Source organism: Leptolyngbya sp. Cla-17, assembly GCF_016807185.1.
Taxonomy (GTDB): Bacteria; Cyanobacteriota; Cyanobacteriia; order Leptolyngbyales; family Leptolyngbyaceae; genus ULC077BIN1.
Genome location: NZ_JAEVYN010000001.1, coordinates 2190543 through 2213064, shown reverse-complemented (window position 1 = coordinate 2213064; position 22522 = coordinate 2190543). Strand labels below are relative to the sequence as shown.

Below are 22522 nucleotides of genomic sequence, written 5' to 3'. Positions count from 1 at the left end.
CTTGCGGCATAGCTGACTATGCTGTCTGGCTGACTATTCTACCTACCTTGCTGCCCATACGCGCGATCGTTTTGGAGTTTTCTGTTAAGAAATGCGGAGGTGCTGGATGATTTTAATCATTCAATCCAAATCGATCGCAGCCCACAGCCTACTCCCTCATCAATACCTGGAACCGTTCGTCGTCTCGAATGCTATCAAAAGCTGCGTCTGTTTTTGCCCTATCCCGGCACTTAGAATCTAGGTTGATGGCTTGCTGTAGCGTGGCAATGGCTAAATCAATCTGTTCCTGCAATCCATAACAGTGGGCTTTGTTATACCAGGCTACGTGATAGTCCGGTTTGATTTCCAGGGCTCTGTCATAGCTGGCGATTGCCGCTTCCTTTTGCCCTAAGGCAGACAGGGCATTGCCGCGGTTGTACCAGGCTTCATGATCGTCGGGTTTAATTTCCAGTGCTTTGTCATAGCTGGCGATTGCCGCTTCCTTTTGCCCTAGGTTAGACAGCGCCACCCCGCGGTTGTGCCAGGCTTCGTGCTTGTCCGGTTTGATTTCCAGGGCTCTGTCATAGCTGGCGATTGCCGCTTCCTTTTGCCCTAAGGCATCCAGTGCAATGCCTCGGTTGTACCAGGCTTGGTGCAAGTCCGGTTTGAATTCAATTGCTTTTTCATAGCTGGCAATCGCCGCTTCCTTGTGCCCTAAAGCAGACAGCGCCAAGCCTCCGTTGTACCAGGCTTCGTGATCATCCGGTTTAAATTCGAGGGCTTTTTCATAGCTGGCAATCGCCGCTTCCTTGTGCCCTAAAGCAGACAGTGCATTGCCTCGGTTGTACCAGGCTGCGTGATCATCCGGTTTAAATTCGAGTGCTTTGTCATAGCTGACAATTGCTGCTTCCTTTTGCCCTAAGGCCTCCAGTGCAATGCCTCGGTTGTACCAGGCTGCGTGCAAGTCGGGTTTGAATTCGAGTGCTTTGTCATAGCTGGCAATTGCCGCTTCCTTTTGTCCTAAGTCAGACAGCGCCAAGCCGCGGTTGTTCCAAGCTTGATCATCGTCTGGTTTAAATTCGAGTGCTTTGTCATAGCTGGCGATCGCCGTTTCTTTTTGCCCTAAAGTAGACAGCGCATTGCCGCGGTTGCCCCAGGCTTGGTGCCAGTCCGGTTTAAATTCAAGTGCTTTTTCATAGCTGGCAATTGCCGCTTCCTTTTGTCCTAAAGCAGACAGCGCCAAACCTCGGTTGTACCAGGCTGCGTGCTTGTCTGGTTTGGATTCAATTGCTTTGTCATAGCTAGCGATTCCTTCAGAAAGCTTCGCTAACGCCGCTTCCTGTTGTCCTTGCGCTTGTAAACTGCGCCCTAAGTCATCCAGTGCAATGCCGCGGTTATACCAGGCTTCGTGATCATCCGGTTTGAATGCAATCGCTTTGTCATAGCTAGCAATCGCGTCTTCCGTGCGCCCTAAGGCAGATAGCGCAATGCCGCGGTTGTACCAAGCTTCGTGATCATCCGGTTTGAATGCAATCGCTTTGTCATAGCTAGCAATCGCGTCTTCCGTGCACCCTAAGGCAGACAGCGCAATGCCGCGGTTGTACCAGGTATCGTGGTCGTCCGGTTTGGATTCAATTGCTTTGTCATAGCTAGCAATCGCGTCTTCCGTGCACCCTAAGGCAGACAGCGCAATGCCGCGGTTGTACCAGGTATCGTGGTCGTCCGGTTTGGATTCAATTGCTTTGTCATAGCTGGCGATTCCTTCGGAAAGCTTTGCTAAAGCCGCTTCCTGTTGTCCTTGCGCTTGTAAACTACGCCCTAAGGCAGACAGCGCAATGCCTCGGTTACACCAGGCTGCGTGATCATCCGGTTTGAATTCGAGGGCTTTGTCATAGCTGACGATTGCCTCTTCCTGTTGCCCTAAGTCATCCAGCGCACAACCTCGACCGTACCAGGCTTCGTGATCGTCCGATTTGATTTCCAGTACTCTGTCATAGCTAGCGATCGCCGCTTCCTTTTGCCCTAAGTCAGACAGCGCAATGCCACGGTTGTACCAGGCTGCGTGCTTGTCTGGTTTAATCTCAATCGCTTTGTCATAGCTAGCAATTGCCGCTTCCTGTTGCCCTAAGTCAGACAGCGCATTGCCGCGGTTGTACCAGGCTGCGTCATAGTCCGGTTTGAATTCGAGGGCTTTGTCATAGCTGACAATTGCTGCTTCCTGTTGCCCCAAGTCAGAGAGAGCCAAGCCTCGGTTGTTCCAAGCGTCGTGATCGTCCGGTTTGAATTCAATCGCTTTGTCATAGCTGGTGATTGCCGCTTCGTAGCGGTTTAAATTACGCAGCGCATTGCCTCGGTTGTACCAGGCTGCGTCATAGTCCGGTTTAATCTCAATCGCTTTGTCATAGCTGGCAATTGCCGCTTCCTGTTGCCTCAAGTTATACAGCGCAGTGCCGTGGCTGTTCCAGGCTTCGTGATCGTCCGGTTTGAAGTCCTGCTTTGTCATAGCTGGTGATCGTATGCCCTTTGCGCCCTAAGGCAGACAGCGCAGTGCCTCGGTTGATCCAGACTTCGTAATCGTCCGGTTTGAATGCCAGGGCATCGTTTCGTCGTGGCTTTTAACATGGGCAGTTACAGGAGATTTAAGGTACGCAATAGCTCCACCGCATTATAAGCGTACATTGTCAGCAGATAGCGCTGCACCACCTTGTTATAGCGTCGTCGCCAGGCTTCATCTAGCTTGGGCGAAAACTCCTGGTTATTCACTGCTAAACCGCGACTCTGGGCGCGCTCTAAATTCAGCGTGATATTCCGAAACGTGCTATCGTTTCGCTGCGCTATCTGTCTATACTCTGCCGGGATTCCCTGCATCCCGCCGCTGCCACGCAGTCTGTCAACAAACTGACAACCACATACTCGGATCGAAATATTTGGCTGGTAATCATCGCGACGATGATTTGGGGTAAGTTTGTCTCCAAATCATCTGCTTGCACGATTCAAGCAGGGCGAGTTTTAGTAGATTAGATCAGAATTTGGGAAGGATACCAGAGCAACATCGCCCCGCTTAACGGTTAGCTTTTGCTGCATCGTAGTCATCATAAATACTCATTTCGGGGCTATTCCAATCTTCCGAGAAAGTCACTAGGCTTTCTCGCAAAATCTCCGCCTGTGCCTTGTCAATGCCCTGAGACGCTAAATCAATTGTGTTAGACCTAATAAAAGTCACAATAACTCGCGTTCCTTCAAGTACCTCGTTGAGGCTTTCCGCGATTTCTACTCGACCATTACGATAAACTCCCTCAACACTGGTTAGCATTTTTTGCCTCTTTCAGAATTGATGCACTCTCAGCCCAGATTAATTTAATTGAATCTATCGCAAGTGCGTCAAGATTTCATCCAGGTTTTTCTTGGCATCGCCAAACAGCATTTCGGTGTTGGCTTTGTAGAACAGAGGATTTTCCACGCCTGCGTAGCCGCTTGCCATGCTGCGTTTCATGACGATCGCCTTATGAGATTTCCACACTTCCATTACAGGCATTCCGGCGATCGGGCTGGTGGGGTCTTCCTCGGCGCTGGGGTTGACCGTATCGTTTGCGCCAATCACCAACACCGCATCCGTTGCCGGAAAATCTTCGTTAATCTCGTCCATCTCCAGCACGATGTCGTAGGGCACACGAGCTTCTGCTAGCAACACATTCATGTGTCCCGGCATCCGTCCCGCTACGGGGTGAATGCCAAACCGCACATTAATCCCCAGCCCTTTCAGGGTTTTAGCAATCTCTGAAACTGAATGCTGCGCCTGTGCCACTGCCATGCCATATCCCGGCACAATCACAACGCTTTTGGCATCGCGCAAGATTTTTGCCGTATCGGCGGCGGTGGTTTGGTTCACTTCCCCTTCCAGTTTGGCAGCAGGAGCCGATCCACTCGCGGCTCCAAACCCACCTAAAATCACACTAATGAAAGAGCGGTTCATCGCCTTACACATGATGTAGCTGAGGATTGCGCCGCTACTGCCAACAAGCGCTCCGGTGATAATCAGCAGATCGTTGGACAGCATGAATCCTGCTGCTGCTGCTGCCCAACCAGAGTAGCTGTTGAGCATGGAGATGACCACGGGCATATCGGCACCCCCGATCGCCAGCACCAAATGCACTCCCAGCACCATGGCAATGCCCGTCATAATCAGCAGCGGTGTTAGTCCGGCATAGCCCTGAGCACCGAGAAACCAACTGCCCAGCCATAGGGTCGTCGCCAATAGTCCCAAATTCAAAAAGTGACGAGCAGGCAGTAAGACAGGTTTGCTCGAAATCAATGCTCTGAGTTTGCCAAACGCGATCACAGAACCAGAAAACGTCACTGCCCCAATGAATACGCCGACATAAATTTCTACCTGGTGAATCACCTCTTCCACACCGCTCAGAGAGTGATCAGGCGAGAGGTAATTGGCAATGCCGACGAGTACTGCTGCCGCGCCAACGAAGCTGTGCAAAATGGCGACGAGTTCTGGCATGGAGGTCATGGCAACCCGTGCTGCCAACACGGCCCCAATCAGAACTCCAGGAATCATAGCAATCGCCAAAGTGGCGTAGTTGCTAGCGTTAAAGCCACTCATGCCAGCGGCGATCGCCGTTGCCATAATCGCGATCGCCATGCCAATCATGCCGTACAGATTGCCCCGTTGTGCTGATTCCTGGTTTGACAATCCCCCCAAGCTGAGGATAAACAGGGCGCTGGCTCCAATATAAGAAACGGTTAGAAGACTATTAGTCATATGAAGAGGGACTAAGGGACAAGGAATGACGAGTAGCGTTCGCGTAGCGTCTCCGTAGGAGATATGACCTTTCTTGAACACCTGATGGGGCTATAGAACGAGTAACGGTTTAAGGAAGTGTGATTGTTACTGCACTTCGTCCTTCGTTCCTTATCTTTGAAACATTTTCAACATGCGCTGTGTGACGAGAAAGCCACCAGCGATGTTGATGGTGCCGATGAGAATGGCGATCGCGCCTAAAATTGCAGTGGGTGAAAAGGCAGACCCCGGTAGCTGGAGAATGCCGCCAATGATGATGATGCCGCTAATGGCGTTGGTGACGCTCATCAGTGGGGTGTGCAGGGCAGGACTAACGTTCCAAATGACCTGCCAGCCCACGAAAATCGCCAGCACAAATACGGTCAGGTGAGATAAAAAGGATGGCGGTGCGCCAACGCCAATGCCAAGGAGTGCCAATCCGATTAAGGCTAGCCAAACAAAGTCTTTACTACTGCCTGGGGATGATTTTTTGCCAGGTTTCTGAGAGTTCGGTTCAGTCGCAGCAGATGAGATCGGGGCGGTCGGCATCGGGGCGGCTTTCGCTGGGACAGATTGTGTCGCAGCCTGAGCAGATTCCACAGGTTTTGGTGGTGGAGCAGGAGGCTTATTGGGCGACCAAGTGATCTCGCCCTCTCTCACCACGGTTGCGCCGCGTACTACCTCGTTTTCAAAGTCGACGGTGTAGTTATCGTTGCCGCCCAATTCATCCAGCAAGTGACATAGGTTGGTGCCATAAAGCTGGCTTGCCTGTTGCGCCATGCGGCTCGGCAAATCGGTTAAGCCAATAATGGTTACGCCGTTGTAGCGATACACTTCGCTCGGTTTGGTGACTTCGCAGTTACCGCCCTGTTCTGCAGCTAAATCTACCACCACAGAGCCGGGTTTCATACTATCCACCATCGCTTGGGTAATCAGCACGGGTGCTTTTATGCCCGGAATTAGGGCAGTGGTGATGATAATGTCTACATCTTTTGCTTGTTCTGCAAACAGCGCCATTTCTGCTTTGATAAATTCTTCACTCATCACTTTGGCGTAACCACCCTGTCCAGTGCCATCTTCCTCAAACTCCAGTTCCAAAAACTCGGCTCCCATACTTTCTACTTGCTCTTTCACCGCAGGGCGCGTATCAAAGGCGCGGACGATCGCCCCCAAATTTTTCGCCGCTCCAATCGCTGCTAATCCAGCTACACCTGCTCCGATAATCATCACTTTAGTGGGAGGCACTTTACCCGCAGCGGTGATCTGTCCAGGGAAGAAGCGATCAAATTTACTCGCCGCTTCAATCACTGCCCGGTATCCAGCAATATTTGCCATGGAACTCAAGGCATCCATTTTTTGGGCGCGGCTAATTCGAGGGATGGCATCCATCGCCAATACGGTCGCTTTCCGGGCAGCTAAAGCATCCAGTAATTCTCGGTTTTGAGCCGGATAGATAAAGCTGATAACGGTGCCACCTTCCCGCACACATGCCACTTCAGAAGAACCACCTACTTCAGCAGAGAGTGCAGGCGGACGCACTTTTAGCACAACATCTGCTGCCCAAACAGTAGAAGTCTCTGAAACAATGGTGCAGTTTGCTTGCACATAGGCCTCATCTGGAAAGTTTGCGGCACTGCCAGCATTTGCTTCAACTAATATTTCAAACCCCAATTTTTGCAACCGTCTAGCCGTGTCTGGGGTCGCGGCAACTCGACATTCACCGGGATAAATTTCTTTAGGAATCCCAATTTTCATAGCTGCTCCAGCGATCGCTACGGATCAATAAATCCCCTTACCACCAGGGAAACCTGAACATTACTACTGTGGTGCGATCTGGGCAGGATTGTTTTTTTAGCAGAATGATTTAAGAACAAAGTTGTTGAACGTAACAATTCTTGGAAAAATTAAATAGTTTAGAAAAACTTTAGATACAAATGACTGTAAAGACTCCTTTTTAAGCTAATAGCTATTCATCTACTTTCTGCTGCTCTTAAACACGCTAATTCGCCAGTTTTCAAAAACCAAATAGGTATAATTCTCAGATCATTTCCTCTACTCAGGAACTTATTTTAATGGGGCTGCGTCTGCCCAGATGGAAGTAGCCAAATATCGTTTTGCGTTAGATCCTGATAGAGTAGTAGGGCTAAACACAGCTTCACAAATCAATACCTTGGTTCAGTGGTTTTATATTTACTGAATTGAACAGCTAGTTAGGTTAAACAGAACTATGTTTTTAAAATTATTGACACGGCGCTTTTTCGCTGGGTTAGCGATCGCGGGTTGCTTTGTTGGAGCCGTTCCCCTGGTTAGCGTGGCTCAAAACGGTCTACCCGGTTTTACCCTCTTTGGAGGAGCTAAAGGTGATGATAATCTCAATTACCGTCTAGATTTTGGTGGTAAGGCGGGCGGCTGGGATCGTTACCGTCTTCGTCTTCCAGCGAAGAAGATGACGTTAGCAGTTGCCCAGTTCGCAATTTCCTATCCTGACTATTACCAAGGTATTTTCGACCCAAAGAGCGTTGAGCTACAAGTTCAAGGAAAGGCTGTGAAGCTGAAAGAAGTTGTTTGGAACAAAGAGAATAACTTGATCGAAATCTTTCCCGAAGATCCTGTACCCGCTAATACCAAAGTGGAAATCTGGTTGGAAAATGTCAAGAACCCCACTTCAGGCGGCATGTTCTATTTCAATTGTCAAATCATGTCCCCAGGCGATTTGCCGTTGCTGCGCTATTTGGGCACCTGGGTAATACAGATTTCTTAGGCGATCGCTAAAGCGAACGGTGTAAGATTGCTTGATCTCTTACGGCTCTGCTTAAAGGGTGGTACAGTTATAGACTGTGATTTTTTTCAAACCTTGTTTGGGAAGCTTGGGAGAACGATGGAATGACTAAACGGACATTGGGCGGCACTAGCCGTAAACGTAAAAGAACCTCTGGATTTCGCGCTCGGATGCGGACTTCCAATGGTCGGCGGGTGATTACAGCTCGTAGAAAGAAGGGACGGGCTAAGCTATCAGTTTCTTAAGCGATCGCTAATGTGGGACTTCCCAAGCAGAATCGGCTAAAGCATCGAAAGGATTTTAGTGCGGTTTATCAGCGAGGAACTCGCATTAAAACAAAGCACCTCTCCTTGCGAATTCTACGTGGATCTCCGAAAAAAACTCTGGATCTGCCTTTGTCTGCACGACCAGTAAGCTCTACGCAATCTGCTAATGCAGGTTCGTCAACACGAGTTGGCATTTCCATTAGCTTGAAAGTGGATAAGCGATCAGTTGTGCGGAATCGAATTCGTCGTCAGATTCAAGCTGCTTTTCGTCAATTACTGCCTGTCCTTGCGAAAAATTTGGATATTTTAGTGGTTGTTCATCCTCCAGCAATTCAGTGCGGTTACTTGCAATTTCTGCAAGAATTAAAGCAGTTACTCGCAGACTTTGAGGTGTTAAATGGCGATTAAAGAGGATGTGTACTATGAGGGTGGTCCTCATGTTGGCGATCTGATCTTTAATATTCTGTTGGGATTTACAGTTATTTGCATCCCTTTGACGGTTGGCGCGATCGCTCGTGCCGTATGGCTTCGCTATCGCATCACTGATCGCAGAATTTCCGTTACAGGTGGTTGGAAAGGGCTGGATCGCTCAGATATCGTGTACTCTCAAGTTGCTAAAGTCGTAACTGTGCCCCGTGGCTTGGGTGCTTGGGGTGATATGGTCATCACTCTGAAAGATGGAAGCCGCTTGGAACTTAGAGCAGTGCCTAAATTTAGGGATGTTTACAACTTCATTGCTGAGCAGCTATCGCCTGCTGCTAAGGCTGCAAGCGGTGGAATTGGCACTCAGCAGTAGTATCTCTAAGTACTTTGGGTGTAATACCCCTACTTGTTAAGGGGTTGGCATTAGTCGGTATGCTGGGGATAGTCAATCACTGTAGATTCAGCGAACTCAAAAAGGGTCAGGATAACGCGAATGGACTTTGGTATCGGGTTTCTTTCCAACAATGTAATGCTGCCGATCCTGGATTTTTTTTACGGGGTCGTACCGAGCTATGGTTTGGCGATCGTGGCTCTAACATTGGTCATTCGCCTTGCACTTTACCCGCTTAGTGCTGGTTCAATTCGTAACATGCGCCGGATGAAGGTTGTTCAACCGGTGATGCAAAAGCGCCAGCAAGCAATTAAAGAGCGCTACAAAGACGATCCTGCGAAACAGCAGGAAGAGATGGCAAAGGTGATGCAAGAGCTAGGCAATCCGCTAGCAGGCTGCCTTCCCTTAGTATTTCAAATGCCAATTCTGTTTGCTTTATTTGCTACTTTACGGGGATCGCCTTTTTCAGACGTTCCCTACACGATGAATTTTCAAGTTTTGCCTCGTGAGCAGATTGAGCAGGTTCAGCCTCAAGCATTTCTTACTAAGCCTCAAAATATTTATTTTGCTGATAGTGTTCATGCTCCCGTTGCCGCGATCGCGCCCAGTGGCACTCAGCTAACGGTTGGAGAAAAAACCAAGATCGAATTTCAAACCACTGAAGGTAAATCGCTGAACGATTTGGTAGCGCAGTATCCCGACAATGACCTGACTCCTCGATTTGAAATCGTTAGTGGTGCAGAAAACGTCAAGCTCAATCAAGACGGCACCGTTGAGGCTTTGCAGCCCGGAGATGTAGCCCTCAAGGCGATTGTTCCAGGTCTGGCAACCAACAAAGGATTCTTGTTCATCGACAAGTTGGGTCATGTGGGTGCCATTGATCCCGATGGAAAGATTCATTGGGATGTTGTTGGCATGATTATCTTTTTTGGAGTCAGCATTTACGTCAACCAGTTGCTTTCAGGACAAGGCTCTACCGGAAATGCAAACCAGGACACGGTCAACAAAATCACTCCCGTACTTTTTTCTGGGATGTTCTTGTTTTTCCCCCTCCCCGCTGGCGTGTTGATGTATATGGTAATTGCCAACATTTTCCAAACCGCACAGACCTATATCTTGTCGCGTGAAGCGCTGCCAGAGGAGATTCAGAAAATAGTCGATGCAGAAGCAAAGGCAACTGAAAAGGCGGGAAAGAAAGAGGGTAATGACACGATTCCATTTGAACCAGGACGGACAAAGAAGAAAGCTCAGGGTTAGGTATGGACACCAGTCGAGAACAGCGTGGTCAGCAGTGGTTAGAAGAATTGCTTCAGCATGCAGCAATTCCAACTTCGATTCGCTCTGAAAAAAGCCCAGAGTTTTGGGAGGATAGCTGTTGGCTAGTGATTGACGAAAAGCCCTTAGCGCTTGAACAGATTCAGGCTCTTATAGGGGCTGAGGGCACTGTTATAGACTCACTCCAATATTTAGCAAATACGATTCTAAATTTGGGTCAAGAGTCTGGGCATCAGGGTGCATTTACTGTAGATTTGGCGGGCTATCGTCTACGTCGTTATTCTGAGCTACAGGCGATCGCTGAAAAAGCTGCGACCGAAGCCCGCGAAACTGGCACTGAAGTTGAGTTGAAAGCACTTTCTGCGGCGGAGCGCCGTCAGGTGCATACAATATTGAAGGAACACACCGACTTGGAAACTCAAAGTCGCGGTCAAGAGCCAGATCGCCGCTTAGTTGTGTCTTTGGTAAAAGGTACACCTTAAATCAATAGGAACAAGGTGTGAAAAAGGGAGAATAGCATTATGGAACCGATTTATATTCCTCGGCTGACCCGGTTACCTGAGCAAATCGATATCCAACAAATCGATGAAGTAATCCCAGAGCTAGGATCGCTGACTCCTGTTAAAGGACTAGTTCGCGTTAAGCACCAAGGCAACTATTTGGAAGTGTCAGGCAGGGCTGAGGCAATCATTACCCTTACCTGCGATCGCTGTTTGCAGCAATATAACTATCGACTGTCCATCACACCATCAGAACTAATTTGGCTGGATGAAACAGCAGAAGAATTCAACCAGGATCTTCTTGATCGCGATCTTAGTTCTGAAGATTTGGTGGAGTCATTGTCGCCAGAAGGTTACTTTGACCCTACTAAGTGGCTTTATGAGCAGCTTTGCTTAGAAATTCCTCTCCGAAAACTCTGTGATCAGCAATGTGAAGGTATTTCTGTGCCCCAAAGCGAAACCAATTCTGCGGTTGATCGCCGCTGGGCTGGTTTGGAAGCCTTTAAAGATCAGCTATTTAGCCAAAATTAGTTTTTTAACCAAAAGCCCAACGATAATGAACTCATGCGACTTTGAACTTTGCTTTTAAGCCTGGTGCCATGAGTTTTAGTCACGAATTTGAGCTACTTCTACGCGCACGGTATCCACTAATTTACATCCCGACTCAGGAAGAGGAACGGGTGGAAGCTGCGATCGCCAACAGTGCTAAAAACCAGGGCAATCGCGCCGTATATACGTGGGATTTTGTCGATGGCTACCAGGGCAACCCTAACGATGCCGGGGTAGGTAAACGCAATCCTCTCCAGGCATTAGAACTAATTGAAAAATTGTCAGCTAGTGCCCCTGCCATTTTTATTCTGCGAGATTTTCATCGTTTTCTAGACGATGTATCTGTTGCCCGCAAGCTGCGAAATTTGGCACGGATGCTGAAATCTCAGCCTAAAAACATTGTCATCCTATCGCCTCAACTGACTATTCCCGCAGATTTAGGCGAAGTGCTAACGGTGATGGAATTTCCTTTGCCAGCCGCCGCTGAAATTCGGTTAGAGGTGGAACGGTTAATTAGTGCAACGAGGCAGAGTTTAGAGCTACGAACGTTGGATGAATTGGTACGCTCATGCCAAGGCTTATCTATTGATCGCATTCGACGAGTACTATCCCGCGCGATCGCGACTCACGGCGAGCTTCGGCTTCAAGATATGGAATTGATTTTAGAAGAAAAGCGCCAGATTATTCGTCAGACTCAAATTTTAGATTTTTACCCCACAAGCGCCAACATTGCCGACATCGGCGGTTTAGATAATTTGAAAGATTGGCTACTACGGCGCGGTGGAGCTTTTTCTGATCGCGCCCGCCAATACGGCTTGCCTCATCCACGCGGGTTGCTGCTGGTTGGCATTCAAGGTACAGGCAAATCCCTCACGGCAAAAGCGATCGCCCACCACTGGCACTTACCCTTATTAAGACTAGATGTGGGTCGCCTGTTTGCTGGATTAGTGGGAGAATCGGAATCTCGTACCCGTCAGATGATTCAGCTAGCAGAAGCCTTGGCTCCCTGCATTTTGTGGATTGACGAAATTGATAAAGCCTTTTCAGGTTTGGATAGTCGGGGTGATGCCGGCACTACCAGTCGAGTGTTTGGCACCTTTGTCACCTGGATGGCAGAAAAGACCACGCCTGTTTTTGTCGTCGCCACTGCTAACAACATTCAAGCGTTGCCACCGGAAATGTTGCGAAAAGGACGGTTTGACGAAATCTTTTTTGTGGGATTACCTAGTCAAGAAGAACGCCGTGCCATTTTTGCCGTTCATTTAGAACGGTTACGTCCCCATACGCTCAAAAACTACGACTGCGATCGCCTGGGCTACGAAACTCCCGATTTCTCCGGGGCAGAGATTGAGCAGACTTTAGTAGAAGCGATGCACATCGGCTTTAGCCAAAACCGCGACTTCACAACTGATGATATTTTGGAAGCCGCGAGCCAAATGGTGCCCCTTGCCCGCACTGCCCAGGAGCAAATTCAACTGTTGCAAGACTGGGCAGCTTCTGGCAAAGCTCGCCTTGCCTCCAAACATAGCCCCTTAAGCTGTCGTATTCAGCAGCAGATCCGGCAAACAGATGAATAAATACCGTTAATTGAGAGTAGAAAGAATAGAGAAAGTAAGCGACTTACGGGTCTGGATTTATGGCTTTGTTGCCCTGACGCTTCACTCTTGATGGATACCTTCTGGTAATTGCGGAGAAGAGGTTTTGCTAGGCAGTGTATCGATAGTAGTAGGCTTAGGATCAGGCTGAGGAGCTTGGGCAGGATGAGTGAGAGAAGCCGCGATCGGGGCTAGGATTTGGGCAGTCTGGGTTTGTTGCTGAAGCTGTTGGGTTGAAGACACTAAACCGCTCAATCCATTGACCAGATTTTTTAAGTTACTCCGAAACTTTGGATCTCCAGTTAATTCATCCAAATCAGCGGTAATTTTTTGAGAATTTTGGAAAGTGGCTCTAGCCGAGTCCAACGTTTGTTGCAGCACCAGCAGATTAGCAGGACTATTGAGAGCATCACTCGCGGCGCGTAAATTAGTCGAAGCTCTGGCAGCGTTTGTAGAAAGCGTTTCTAGATTTTGGATAAATTCACCTTGCTCAGCCTTTCCTAGCACAGTACCGAGTTTGCCAATCGAAACCCGTAGGTCGCCGCTAGTGGCATTCAGGTTATCTAGGGTGGAAACTAGGGTTGCTCGGTTAGTTGACAGAAGGTTATTCACCTGAGCAGCCGTGGCACTGAGTTGATTGGCGGTTTGAGTAATCGCTTGAGTGGACGATGACAGGTTCTTGAGTTCTGAACGGGCGTCCTTTGTGAGCATAGTAAACTCACGGCTGAGGGCGGCAATTTCGGCAGCGGCAACTGAGGTGTTTTTGACGACCCCATTGACGTTGGCAAAAAACTTGGGATCAGTATACAGATTGGCAAATCGTATGGTAGCACGCCCTAGTTCGTCGATACTGAATCCTGGTTCGCCTGATAATCGGGCTTGGTCGCACAGAATTAGCCCTTGGTTACAATCCTTAGCCAAGGGAGTGGTGTTGACGCTAGCAGGTAGTTGGGTTAAGGGCGTAAGTTCGATCGCCGTTTGGCTAATTAAACCCGACTGGTTCACTTGAGCGATCACATTTTTGGGAATCAGAGCGTTGGCTGGAGAGATTTCTGCCTCAACTTCGACTTTGTTGGGCTGAGGGCGAATCCCCACAATTTTGCCAATGTTCACCCCGCGATAGCGCACAGGTGCGCCCACCTGTAGCCCGACTGTATTCGCAAACTCAATGAAAATCTTAAAACTCCGTTTACCAAACTGCACGCCTTGCAGCCATAAAGCAATGCCAACAAATAAGCTGATGCCTGCCAAAATCAGCAAGCCTACTGAACCTTCTCGCACTGTTCGCGATCGCATACGCTGCCCTCACACAATGATTAACCTGCTACTTGAATCGGTCCTTCTACCTTTCCACTAAAAAATTGGCGGATTAGAAGATTGTCTGTTGTATCAATTTCATCAATCGTGCCTTCCCACTGTACTCTGCCGCGATATAGCATCATTATCCGATCTGCCGTCCGCCGAATTGTGCTGTCTTGGTGAGTGACCATCACATAAGTGCTGCATCCCCCTTGCGACTGTTGGAGCTGACGCACCAAATCTTCGATCACAGTAGAAGCAATTGGATCAAGCCCCGCTGTTGGTTCATCGTATAACAGCACTTCTGGCGTGTCTTTTGGATTGGCTGGATTTGCCATAATGGCACGGGCAAAGCTCACCCGTTTACGCATCCCCCCCGAAAGTTGTGCTGGGTAGCGATCGCCAATGTTAGCAAGCCCAACCATTTCTAATCGATGGCTGACTAATTTCTGAATTTCTAGATGAGACAGGTTGGAATGTTCGTACAGTAGAAATCCGACATTTTCATCCACTGTAAGGGAATCAAACAGCGCCGCTTGTTGAAACACCATGCCGATGCCAATTGGATCTTCAGAATCTTCAATTAATCCTTGACGGCGTTTCCCCTGCACCCAAATTTCTCCTTCATCCGGTGCGAGCAAACCAGCCATGATCCTAAGAATCGTTGATTTACCTGTACCAGAAGGACCCACAATTGCCAGAGCTTCCCCTCGATAAATGGTTAAGTCAACGGAGTCTAATACAATTTGCTCTCCAAACGCCTTGGAGATTCCCTTCAGTTCAATTAACGGTTCAGGCATTATATGAACCAAGACGCGCAGTACTTAAATTTGGACTCCTATGAATTTAACCGTCAAAGGTATGATCTGTCAGGCGAAAAATCTGTTTGCAAAGTTTCTGCATAAATTTTTTTGAAAGTCGTCCTTTAGTAATGCTTCATCAATTCCACTTTAAAGGAATCAGAAGTCGAGAAAGCTAGTTGTACTGCATTTGAGCGAGAACTGCTACATATTTATAGAAACCGATTACGCAGTCCTTCATCTGAAATGGGATTACTCCTGACTCCACACTCTGCCCTCTGCATCCTGTACCCTGTAGGCTAGTACTCTTTTATTGATTTAGTCCCTTGGCGATCGACGCAATTCTTCAATCCTTTAGCCATTTTGGCGTTCGGCTGGGGCTGGATTCCATTCAGCAGCTCCTCAAAAATTTAGGCAACCCTCACGAGCAAGTACCCATCATCCATGTGGCAGGCAGCAATGGGAAAGGCTCGGTTTGTGCTTACTTGTCTACCATTCTGACCGAAGCGGGCTATACCGTTGGGCGGTATACCTCACCCCACTTGATCGATTGGACGGAACGTATTTGCTTAAACAATCAGGCGATCGCTCCCGAAACGCTGGAATCAATCTTGCAGCAGGTGGTTGCTGCGATTCAGCCCGATGATTTGCCACCGACCCAGTTTGAGGTCATCACAGCAGCAGCTTGGCTCTACTTTGCTCAGCAGGAAGTGGACGTGGCAGTGATGGAAGTGGGTTTGGGGGGACGACTGGATGCGACTAATGTATGCGATTATCCCCTCGTGAGTATTATTACCTCGATCAGTCGCGAACACTGGCAGCGATTGGGTCCGACTTTGGCAGACATTGCCTGGGAAAAAGCAGGCATTTTGAAACCGGGCTGTTCAGCGGTCATCGGGCAAATGCCTCCCGAAGCTGCATCTATGATTCATCGGCGAGCCACAGAGTTAGGCTGTGTGGCAAACTATGCTCAGCCGGCACAAGATCTAGGCAATGGTTGGGCTGAATATCGAGGCGTTGAAGAGTATGAAATAGAGGCAAGCTCAGGCAATCCGGAGGAGCGTAGCATCGCGCATCTGCTGAAAACAATTCGTTATCCACTATCGTTACAAGGCGCGATCCAGCTTCACAATTCAGCAATCGCGATCGCGACCCTTCAACTATTGCGAGAGCAGGGCTGGCAAATTTCGGATGAAGAGATCGCCAATGGAATTGCCAAAACCCAATGGGCAGGACGCTTGCAGTGGTTTACCTGGCAGGGAGACAAGATTTTAATCGATGGTGCCCACAATCCCGCTAGCGCCAAGGTATTGAGGGAGTTTGTAGATACTTTGAATCCTGCGCGCGCTAACATCCATTGGGTGATGGGGATGCTCTCCACCAAAGATCATGAGGATGTGTTTCAGGAGTTGTTGCGATCGCGCGACTCGCTCTACTTAGTACCTGTCCCCGATCACAGCACCGCTGAACCAGCCGAGTTAGCTGTTTTAGCCAAAAATATCTGCCCCAATTTAGCCCAATGCCATACATTTTCCGATGTCGTGGAAGCGCTTAAAACCGCAACCCATCAAGCAGGCAACCAGGATCTCGTAGTCCTCTGCGGCTCCCTCTATTTATTAGGGCACTTCCTTAAAACTGCGAATCCCGTTTAAGCTTGAACCCAAAGCTTTCCCCAGAAATGATGTGTTGCGAGGTTTCAGCCTCAAAGAGGTTTATTGCGATCGCTCGTTTGCAAGCGATCATTGTTTACATTCCACTTGCTGCACCGCAAAACGCATCAATGTGGCCGGCTGAGTTTGAGATTACTTGCAGTGTTAAATGTGAAAGAAATTGCATTTGCTTGACAAGTGTTTATGCTTGTTAAAAATTCACTACGATTTGACCGTTTTTAATTAGATCGTGAATTCGCTGACGAGTTACATTAAGTAGATTCGCGATTTGAGATACGGTTTGAGCCAGCATCGCCTGATCCAAAAGCTGAAATGGTCACAGTGTGAGCAGTCCTATTTTGATTTGGCTTCCAGGGTTTCCAGACGACTTTTCAGATCTTGGTTTTCCTGTTTAAGTTGATCGAGTTCAGTGCGGAGTTGTTTGACGGCTTTGTCTGATCCAGCGTTTTTCTGGACTTTCTGCACGGCTTCTTCGGCGATGCGGCGGACGCGCCCATCGGGGGTTTGATCCGCCAAGCCTTGGAGAATCGCGATCGCTTTTGCCGTTTCCATTTGTCCTAAGGCGTTAGCGACAGAGACTTGCGTCAGGAAAAAGCTTTCTCGCGAGAGTTCTTTGAGGCGGTTTAAGATCCGCTCCAGGTTGACGTTGGTTTGTCCGCTAGAGATCGCACCTAAGGCGCGAATGGCAGTGAGTCGCAGGGCTTGAGGAATACCGGGTTCGGTGTAGTCGAAAATTATATCCAGGGCTGCTTCTGAGGTTTTCATTTGGCTGAGGGCAGCGATCGCGCCCGATCGCACCACTTCATTCCAGCCTTGCCGCTCTTTTAGCACCGACTTTAACAGCTTCAAGATTTTTTCTTCTTTCGCATCCATCAGGTTCGTTCCGGCAATGCTGCCCAATGCACGAATGGCTGCGGCTTCAACGTAATAGCTAGCGTCGCCTTTCTCCACAATTGGCTTTAAGGCTTTGTAGCTGTCTGTGGTTTTGATGGTTGCTAAAGCTTCAACCGCAGCGCGACGCACTCTAGCATCGGCATCTTCTAGTCCAATCAGCACTCCTGCAAAGGCTTGATCCAGCTTAATGCTTGCCAGATTTTTCACTACTTCCACGCGCACTCCCCAAAATGATTCTTGCTTGAAGGCAGCAGTGAGGGCTTTAACGGACTCTAATCCCCCTTTTTTTGCCAGGGCCTCGGCGGCATAAATACGAGAAACCGGATCGGGATCATGCTGCAATTGGGCTTTAAGTTCGGGAATTGGATAGTCCAGCGCCACGGTTTTCAATGTGGGATTAGCGACATCAAAACTGATGAAACTGGGCTTTTGTTCTAGCGGGAAGTAGAAGGCTTGTTCGCGATCGCAAATTCTCACCGTGAAGGGTTTGAGGGGTTTCTCAGATTCATAGCCAAAGGCGATCGCAATTTTCAGGTCAAACAGATCTTTGCTGTTGCCGTCGCTCGCTTGGGTTTGGGTGACAGTGACTTTGGCAAGATTGCTGTCGCCATCCCACGAGTAAGCGACTTTGTAATCGGGGTGTCCGCCGCGAAAGACATATTGATCGAAAAGAAACAGCAGATTGCGTCCGGTGGATGTTTCAATGGCGCGCAACAGATCAACGGTTTCCACAGTGCGATGGGCGTTGTCATTGACGAATTGAGCGATCGCTTTCCAGAATAGATCCTCGCCCAGTTCCGCCCGAATCATGTGATAAACGCAGGCTCCCTTTTCATAGAGGTGGCGATCGTAGAGTTCGATCGCTTCTCGATAAACGTGGGTAACGATAGGACGACGATATCGAGATGCATCTTCATCCAAATAGTTACGGGCTTCATTGAGCAGATAATAGGCAGCATCCTCGGCACCGTACTCATGATCCGTCCACATGACTTCGGAATAGGATGCCATCCCTTCTTTCAGCCATGCGTGCGACCAATGTTTGATCACCACGAGATCGCCAAACCATTGATGCGCCAACTCATGGGCAACCAGGCTTTCGGTATTGCGGTTGTCGATCGCGGCGCGTTCGTCAATCAGGCAGCGATCGGTCAATAGCGTCGTGGAAGTGTTTTCCATGCCGCCGAAGATAAAATCATCAACGCACACCTGGGCATATTTGGGAAATGGGTAAGTGTAGCCATACTTTTCGCTAAAAAACTCAATCATGCGCGGCGTTTTGCCCATGCTGAGACGGGCTTCGGCTTCTTTGCCGGGTTCCACGTTATAGGTGACGGGTCTGCCCTGCCACTCATCTCGCAGCTCGGCAAAGTCACCCACAGCAAGGGTCATCAGGTAGGTCGGATGCACCTGCTTTTGATGCCAGTGAAAAATCTTGGAGTTGCCCGCCTCTGTTGTTTCCACCAGTTCACCATTGGAAATGGCAATCAGATTTTTGGGCACCTTCACCCGAATTTCTGAGGTTGCTAGTTGCCCCGGATAGTCGAAGCAGGGAAACCAAAAGCGGGAGTCTTCATCTTCGCCTTGAGTCCAAACCTGCACGGGCTTGTGGGGGTAATGCTTGTCTGGAGCGATGAAGTACAGCCCACGCTGAGGTTTTTCAACGCGATAGGCGATCGCAACGGTGATGGTTTTCCCAGCTTCCGTTGGCTGAGTAAGATGCACATGCAGTTGTTCACCATCGTAGTCAAAGCGCTGTGGGGTATCTGCCACAGTCACCGCAGTGATCATCAAGTTGACGGCATCAAAGGTGAAGCGATCGATGCCACTGCGAACCGGCTTAATTTGAATGCTGCAAGTTCCCTCGTAGGATTGCTGGGGAATATCCAAGATTAGGTCTAAAAAAATATGCTCTACCTGCCCAGGGCGATCGGGATTGTAGTGAGGTTTCGCACCGGGCAACTCAAAAGACTTATGACCGTTATCAGGATTCAGGTGTGACTGCATGGTGGGGCGAGTAGAGAACTATGATCTAGAAAAATAATTGTAGTCCTTAGTCGCTTGCCTGGGCTACGTGCTGGATAATGAGATTAGGTATTTGCAATCGTTTTATCTCATTTTTATGACTGCTACTGTTTCAGCACCCAGCTTCGCATCTCGTTTAGTCAACGGCATTCTGGCGATTAAACCGATCGCTGCATTGGCAAAAAATCGCGCTCGTCAAATGATGATTCAACGAGCGGATGACATTGGTGTGCCCTGGCTACAAGAAGTGGCAACCCTCAGGGCACGCGACTGGAGCGCTGATCTGGCTACGGTTCAAAATGCCAATTTGCAGTATCCCGACTACTACACAACGTCCTTCCACGCTTACGAAGAAGGCAACTTAGGCTGGGAGCCTGCCCTAGAAGTGGAAGTTGCTGCCCACGCCGTTCATGCTCGAATTTGGCCAGAAGGCGACGCATCGGGAGACTCGCGTTTGCGCCAAAGCTATCATGATGCAATGAAAGCACAGTTGCCAGAACAACCCAGCGACATTGTGGATTTGGGCTGTAGTGTTGGCATGAGTACATTTGCGCTCCAAGCTGCTTTTCCAGATGCACAGCTTACGGGGGTCGATTTGTCACCCTATTTTCTGGCGATCGCGCGCCACCGTGCTCAGTTGCGATCTCAGGGCACCGCTGACGGAGTGCAAGCCCGTTTTCTGCCCACTCCCTCTGCTTCACCTTCCACGCCCCGATGGATTCATGCCACCGCTGAAGCCACAGGCTTACCTAGCGCCTCCTATGATTTGGTATCAACTTGCCTCATGTTTCATGAGTTGCCTCAAACAGCGGCGATCGCGATTTTGCAAGAAGCTCGTCGTTTGTTGCGTCCCGGTGGTCATCTAGCGATTATGGATATGAATCCTAAATCGGAGATTTATGCCAAAATGCCACCCTACATTTTGACGCTGCTAAAAAGCACCGAACCTTACTTGGATCAGTACTTTGCGTTGGATATTGAACAGGCGATCGCAGACGCTGGATTTGATCGCCCCACCATTACCTGCAACACGCCCCGTCATCGAACAGTAGTAGCCAAAGCGATCGACTAAAATGCGTCTCAGAATTGCGTTATAACCACAAAACAAGCCTAAACAGAGTGCATGGAGGCGAGTATGCGGCTGACTGCCGAATGTCAAATTTCCTTTGAAGCCAGCGAACCCACCCCGGTTATTTTCATGCTGCGTCCTCGAAGTGGACAGGGACAATGGGTAGTGGCTGAAACTTACCTACTTGAACCCAATGTTTTGGTCACTGAATACACCGATACCTTTGGCAATTTGTGTCAGCGGTTAGTAGTGCCAACAGGCCCGTTTCGGCTGCACACCACTGCTTGCGTTGAAGCCGCCGATACGATTGATGTGTTTCCAGGTGCACCCTTTGTGCCAATTCAGCACTTGCCAGAAGAAGTCCTTCGGTTTCTGTTGCCCAGCCGCTACTGCCAGTCTGATCAGATGGGTGAATTGGCCCTAGAAATTGTGGGCGATGCAGAACCAGGATATGACCAGGTAGAAGCGATTCGGCATTGGATTCAAACTCATGTGGACTATCGCTATGGCACCAGCGATGCCTCAACTTCCGCAATGGATACCGCCCAAAGCCATGTTGGGGTCTGTCGTGATTTTGCCCATTTAGGCATTGCCCTCTGCCGCAGTCTAAATATTCCCGCCCGCATGGTCGTGGGCTATCTCTATCAACTTGATCCGATGGATCTCCATGCCTGGTTTGAAGCCTATGTAGGCGATCGCACAGAATCTCCTACATTGGGTCGCTGGTACACCTTTGACGCTACTCAAAAAGAACCACTCGGCAATCGGATCGCGATCGCCTATGGATGCGACGCCACCGATGTTGCTCTCTCTACCCAATTCGGAGCCATGCAACTGTTAGAAATGAAAGTCAGTGTAGAAGTAGACGAAGGAAATAAAAAATAAAGAATAATAATAAAAGCAAAAGTCAGGGTCGGATTTTTATCTAACCTCTGACTTTTTAATTTTTGACTGCTGACTGATGGCAGTTACTCTTTAACTGCCTACTTAAGCAAGTTGCTAATAACCAACTACTTTGGCAAGTTGCCAACAATCTGGTCTTTCAGTTCTCCTAGCTCTAGCCCCAATTCTTGGCGAGTTGATGCTTTCAACAGATAGCGATAAACAAACCAAACACTATATCCAAATCCAACCAACTCGAAAATGGGAGCCAATAACGGGATGTCATCTACTGCATCAAGAAGCGCCAAAGTCATTTTAACGGCTAAGATACCGCTAAAAATTAGACCCAAGGTAATCAAAGGACGACGGTATTCACCAAAGAATTCAGACAAATACTCAGGCAAACCAGCCAAAAACGTGGAGATACGCTCTCCGATCTGATTTAGCTGTTGATTAACGTCGCTAGTGGGTTCACCGGGGGGTAAAAGGAGAGGCTCATCGGACATTGGCAGCACGGTAGGATCGGTAAAATCGGGGGTGCTTGCCACTGGAATTTCAGTTTCTCTAATTTCAGAATTCATATGTATTACCTGGAACAACAACCTAAATGCTGCCTGTTAGAGGGGTCGCCACCACTAAGCACCAACGGCTTGAAAGTACTATTTTGCCTAACTTTTGAGTAACTGACATATGCAGTCAGATAGATAAATATCCGATATTCTTTGATCTGTAAACGATAGTTAACAAATTTCTATGTATTTTCTTGACAATGCTGCCCTGTTTTAAATTTTTAAGATGCAAAAACGGCTGAAGTTTAGATATCAGGCTAGCAAGTTAACGAGGGGTACGATCGCATGGACTCGCCGAAATTTTGAGTGTTCGCAGCGTAAATTTCTTCTTGAGCATAGTGAATCGATAGGCGAGATGCCCCTGTTATTACCCAAGCATCCCAGCAAAGCTGTTCCATATCGTAAAGTAGCTGATCAACGATCCAAGGCTCAGCGCAATGAATGGCTAACGTGTTGTTTTGGTTTAGATGCAGAAAGCACAACGATAAAGAAGGGACAGAAGAACGAAACCGCTCTACACGTTGTTGCTCAAGGGTAAGTAAATCATCATGATTAAAGTCTAAAAACATGGGACGATCCTCGGTTCGGAACAATATCTATGATTTAACCGGATTGGAAAATATGTCCCTACGGTAGAACCTATGATATTTCTGGTCAGCTTCACAAACATCTAAGAAATTTTACGCAGGCAATTATAAATATGCCCAAGCCAAGATGCACTGAGCATTATGCGTGATCAACCACAAGTCATAAATAATGAATTGTGAA

At 48.6% G+C, this 22522-nt stretch carries 21 protein-coding genes; 11 read left to right on the top strand and 10 right to left on the bottom strand.

The features are described 5' to 3' along the window. Positions 1–148: 148 nt before the first annotated feature. From JOY44_RS09895 to pntA, 5 genes are all read right to left on the bottom strand, one after another. The gene (locus JOY44_RS09895; RefSeq protein ID WP_171573414.1) at positions 149–2482 is read right to left on the bottom strand and encodes a tetratricopeptide repeat protein; all 2334 of its coding nucleotides are present in this window, start codon (positions 2480–2482) and stop codon (positions 149–151) included. Positions 2483–2607: 125 nt separating this feature from the next. Continuing rightward, positions 2608–2847 (bottom strand): hypothetical protein, encoded by a 240-nt coding sequence (locus JOY44_RS09890; protein ID WP_171573413.1) that lies wholly within the window; start codon positions 2845–2847, stop codon positions 2608–2610. Between the two features lie 193 nt (positions 2848–3040). Further along, complete coding sequence (locus tag JOY44_RS09885) at positions 3041–3292, bottom strand: hypothetical protein (protein ID WP_171573412.1); 252 nt, start codon at positions 3290–3292, stop codon at positions 3041–3043. A gap of 54 nt (positions 3293–3346) precedes the next feature. Beyond that, positions 3347–4750, bottom strand: a complete 1404-nt coding sequence (gene pntB, locus JOY44_RS09880) for a Re/Si-specific NAD(P)(+) transhydrogenase subunit beta (protein ID WP_171573411.1) — start codon at positions 4748–4750, stop codon at positions 3347–3349. A 150-nt stretch (positions 4751–4900) separates the two neighbouring features. Further along, positions 4901–6523, bottom strand: a complete 1623-nt coding sequence (gene pntA / locus JOY44_RS09875; RefSeq protein WP_171573410.1) for a Re/Si-specific NAD(P)(+) transhydrogenase subunit alpha — start codon at positions 6521–6523, stop codon at positions 4901–4903. Between the two features lie 472 nt (positions 6524–6995). Between pntA and JOY44_RS09870 the strand changes: the two genes are divergently transcribed. The 8 genes from JOY44_RS09870 (at position 6996) to JOY44_RS09835 (ending at position 12528) form a co-directional block, all read left to right on the top strand. Beyond that, entirely contained in the window at positions 6996–7529 is a 534-nt protein-coding gene (locus JOY44_RS09870) for a DUF2808 domain-containing protein (protein WP_171573409.1), read from the top strand. 122 nt (positions 7530–7651) lie between these two features. Further along, positions 7652–7792: a 50S ribosomal protein L34 gene (rpmH, locus tag JOY44_RS09865; RefSeq protein ID WP_171573408.1), complete on the top strand. Its 141-nt coding sequence runs from the start codon at positions 7652–7654 to the stop codon at positions 7790–7792. Between the two features lie 12 nt (positions 7793–7804). Then, positions 7805–8221 carry a ribonuclease P protein component gene (rnpA, locus tag JOY44_RS09860; RefSeq protein WP_171573407.1) on the top strand — a complete coding sequence of 139 codons (417 nt, stop codon included), beginning with the start codon at positions 7805–7807 and terminating at the stop codon, positions 8219–8221. Then, positions 8211–8609 carry a PH domain-containing protein gene (locus tag JOY44_RS09855; protein ID WP_171573406.1) on the top strand — a complete coding sequence of 133 codons (399 nt, stop codon included), beginning with the start codon at positions 8211–8213 and terminating at the stop codon, positions 8607–8609. The genes rnpA and JOY44_RS09855 overlap by 11 nt, the downstream gene beginning before the upstream one ends. A 120-nt stretch (positions 8610–8729) precedes the next feature. Next, entirely contained in the window at positions 8730–9884 is a 1155-nt protein-coding gene (yidC, locus tag JOY44_RS09850) for a membrane protein insertase YidC (protein WP_171573405.1), read from the top strand. A 2-nt stretch (positions 9885–9886) separates the two neighbouring features. Next, positions 9887–10384, top strand: coding sequence for a protein jag (locus JOY44_RS09845; RefSeq protein WP_171573404.1), 498 nt, complete (start codon positions 9887–9889; stop codon positions 10382–10384). 39 nt (positions 10385–10423) lie between these two features. Further along, positions 10424–10933 carry a YceD family protein gene (locus JOY44_RS09840; RefSeq protein ID WP_171573403.1) on the top strand — a complete coding sequence of 170 codons (510 nt, stop codon included), beginning with the start codon at positions 10424–10426 and terminating at the stop codon, positions 10931–10933. A 68-nt stretch (positions 10934–11001) separates the two neighbouring features. Continuing rightward, positions 11002–12528, top strand: a complete 1527-nt coding sequence (locus JOY44_RS09835) for an AAA family ATPase (RefSeq protein WP_171573402.1) — start codon at positions 11002–11004, stop codon at positions 12526–12528. Between the two features lie 81 nt (positions 12529–12609). Here the strand turns inward: JOY44_RS09835 and JOY44_RS09830 are convergent, their stop codons facing one another. Both JOY44_RS09830 and JOY44_RS09825 read right to left on the bottom strand, forming a co-directional pair. Then, positions 12610–13842: an MlaD family protein gene (locus JOY44_RS09830; RefSeq protein WP_171573401.1), complete on the bottom strand. Its 1233-nt coding sequence runs from the start codon at positions 13840–13842 to the stop codon at positions 12610–12612. A 20-nt stretch (positions 13843–13862) separates the two neighbouring features. Next, entirely contained in the window at positions 13863–14645 is a 783-nt protein-coding gene (locus tag JOY44_RS09825; RefSeq protein ID WP_171573400.1) for an ABC transporter ATP-binding protein, read from the bottom strand. Positions 14646–14971: 326 nt separating this feature from the next. Here JOY44_RS09825 and JOY44_RS09820 point away from each other — a divergent pair, with 326 nt between their 5' ends. After that, positions 14972–16297: a bifunctional folylpolyglutamate synthase/dihydrofolate synthase gene (locus JOY44_RS09820; protein ID WP_171573399.1), complete on the top strand. Its 1326-nt coding sequence runs from the start codon at positions 14972–14974 to the stop codon at positions 16295–16297. Positions 16298–16648: 351 nt separating this feature from the next. On the opposite strand, the gene JOY44_RS09815 is transcribed toward JOY44_RS09820, so the two are convergent. Next, entirely contained in the window at positions 16649–19216 is a 2568-nt protein-coding gene (locus tag JOY44_RS09815; protein ID WP_171573398.1) for a M1 family metallopeptidase, read from the bottom strand. Between the two features lie 115 nt (positions 19217–19331). On the opposite strand from JOY44_RS09815, the gene JOY44_RS09810 reads away from it, so the two are divergent. Then, on the top strand, positions 19332–20306 hold the full coding sequence (locus JOY44_RS09810; protein ID WP_171573397.1) for a class I SAM-dependent methyltransferase: 975 nt from the start codon (positions 19332–19334) through the stop codon (positions 20304–20306). 63 nt (positions 20307–20369) lie between these two features. Continuing rightward, positions 20370–21188: a transglutaminase domain-containing protein gene (locus JOY44_RS09805; protein WP_171573821.1), complete on the top strand. Its 819-nt coding sequence runs from the start codon at positions 20370–20372 to the stop codon at positions 21186–21188. A 125-nt stretch (positions 21189–21313) separates the two neighbouring features. On the opposite strand, the gene JOY44_RS09800 is transcribed toward JOY44_RS09805, so the two are convergent. Both JOY44_RS09800 and JOY44_RS09795 read right to left on the bottom strand, forming a co-directional pair. Then, positions 21314–21766: a CAAD domain-containing protein gene (locus tag JOY44_RS09800; protein WP_171573396.1), complete on the bottom strand. Its 453-nt coding sequence runs from the start codon at positions 21764–21766 to the stop codon at positions 21314–21316. Positions 21767–22011: 245 nt separating this feature from the next. Then, the gene (locus JOY44_RS09795; RefSeq protein WP_171573395.1) at positions 22012–22323 is read right to left on the bottom strand and encodes a hypothetical protein; all 312 of its coding nucleotides are present in this window, start codon (positions 22321–22323) and stop codon (positions 22012–22014) included. Between the last annotated feature and the right edge of the window lie 199 nt (positions 22324–22522).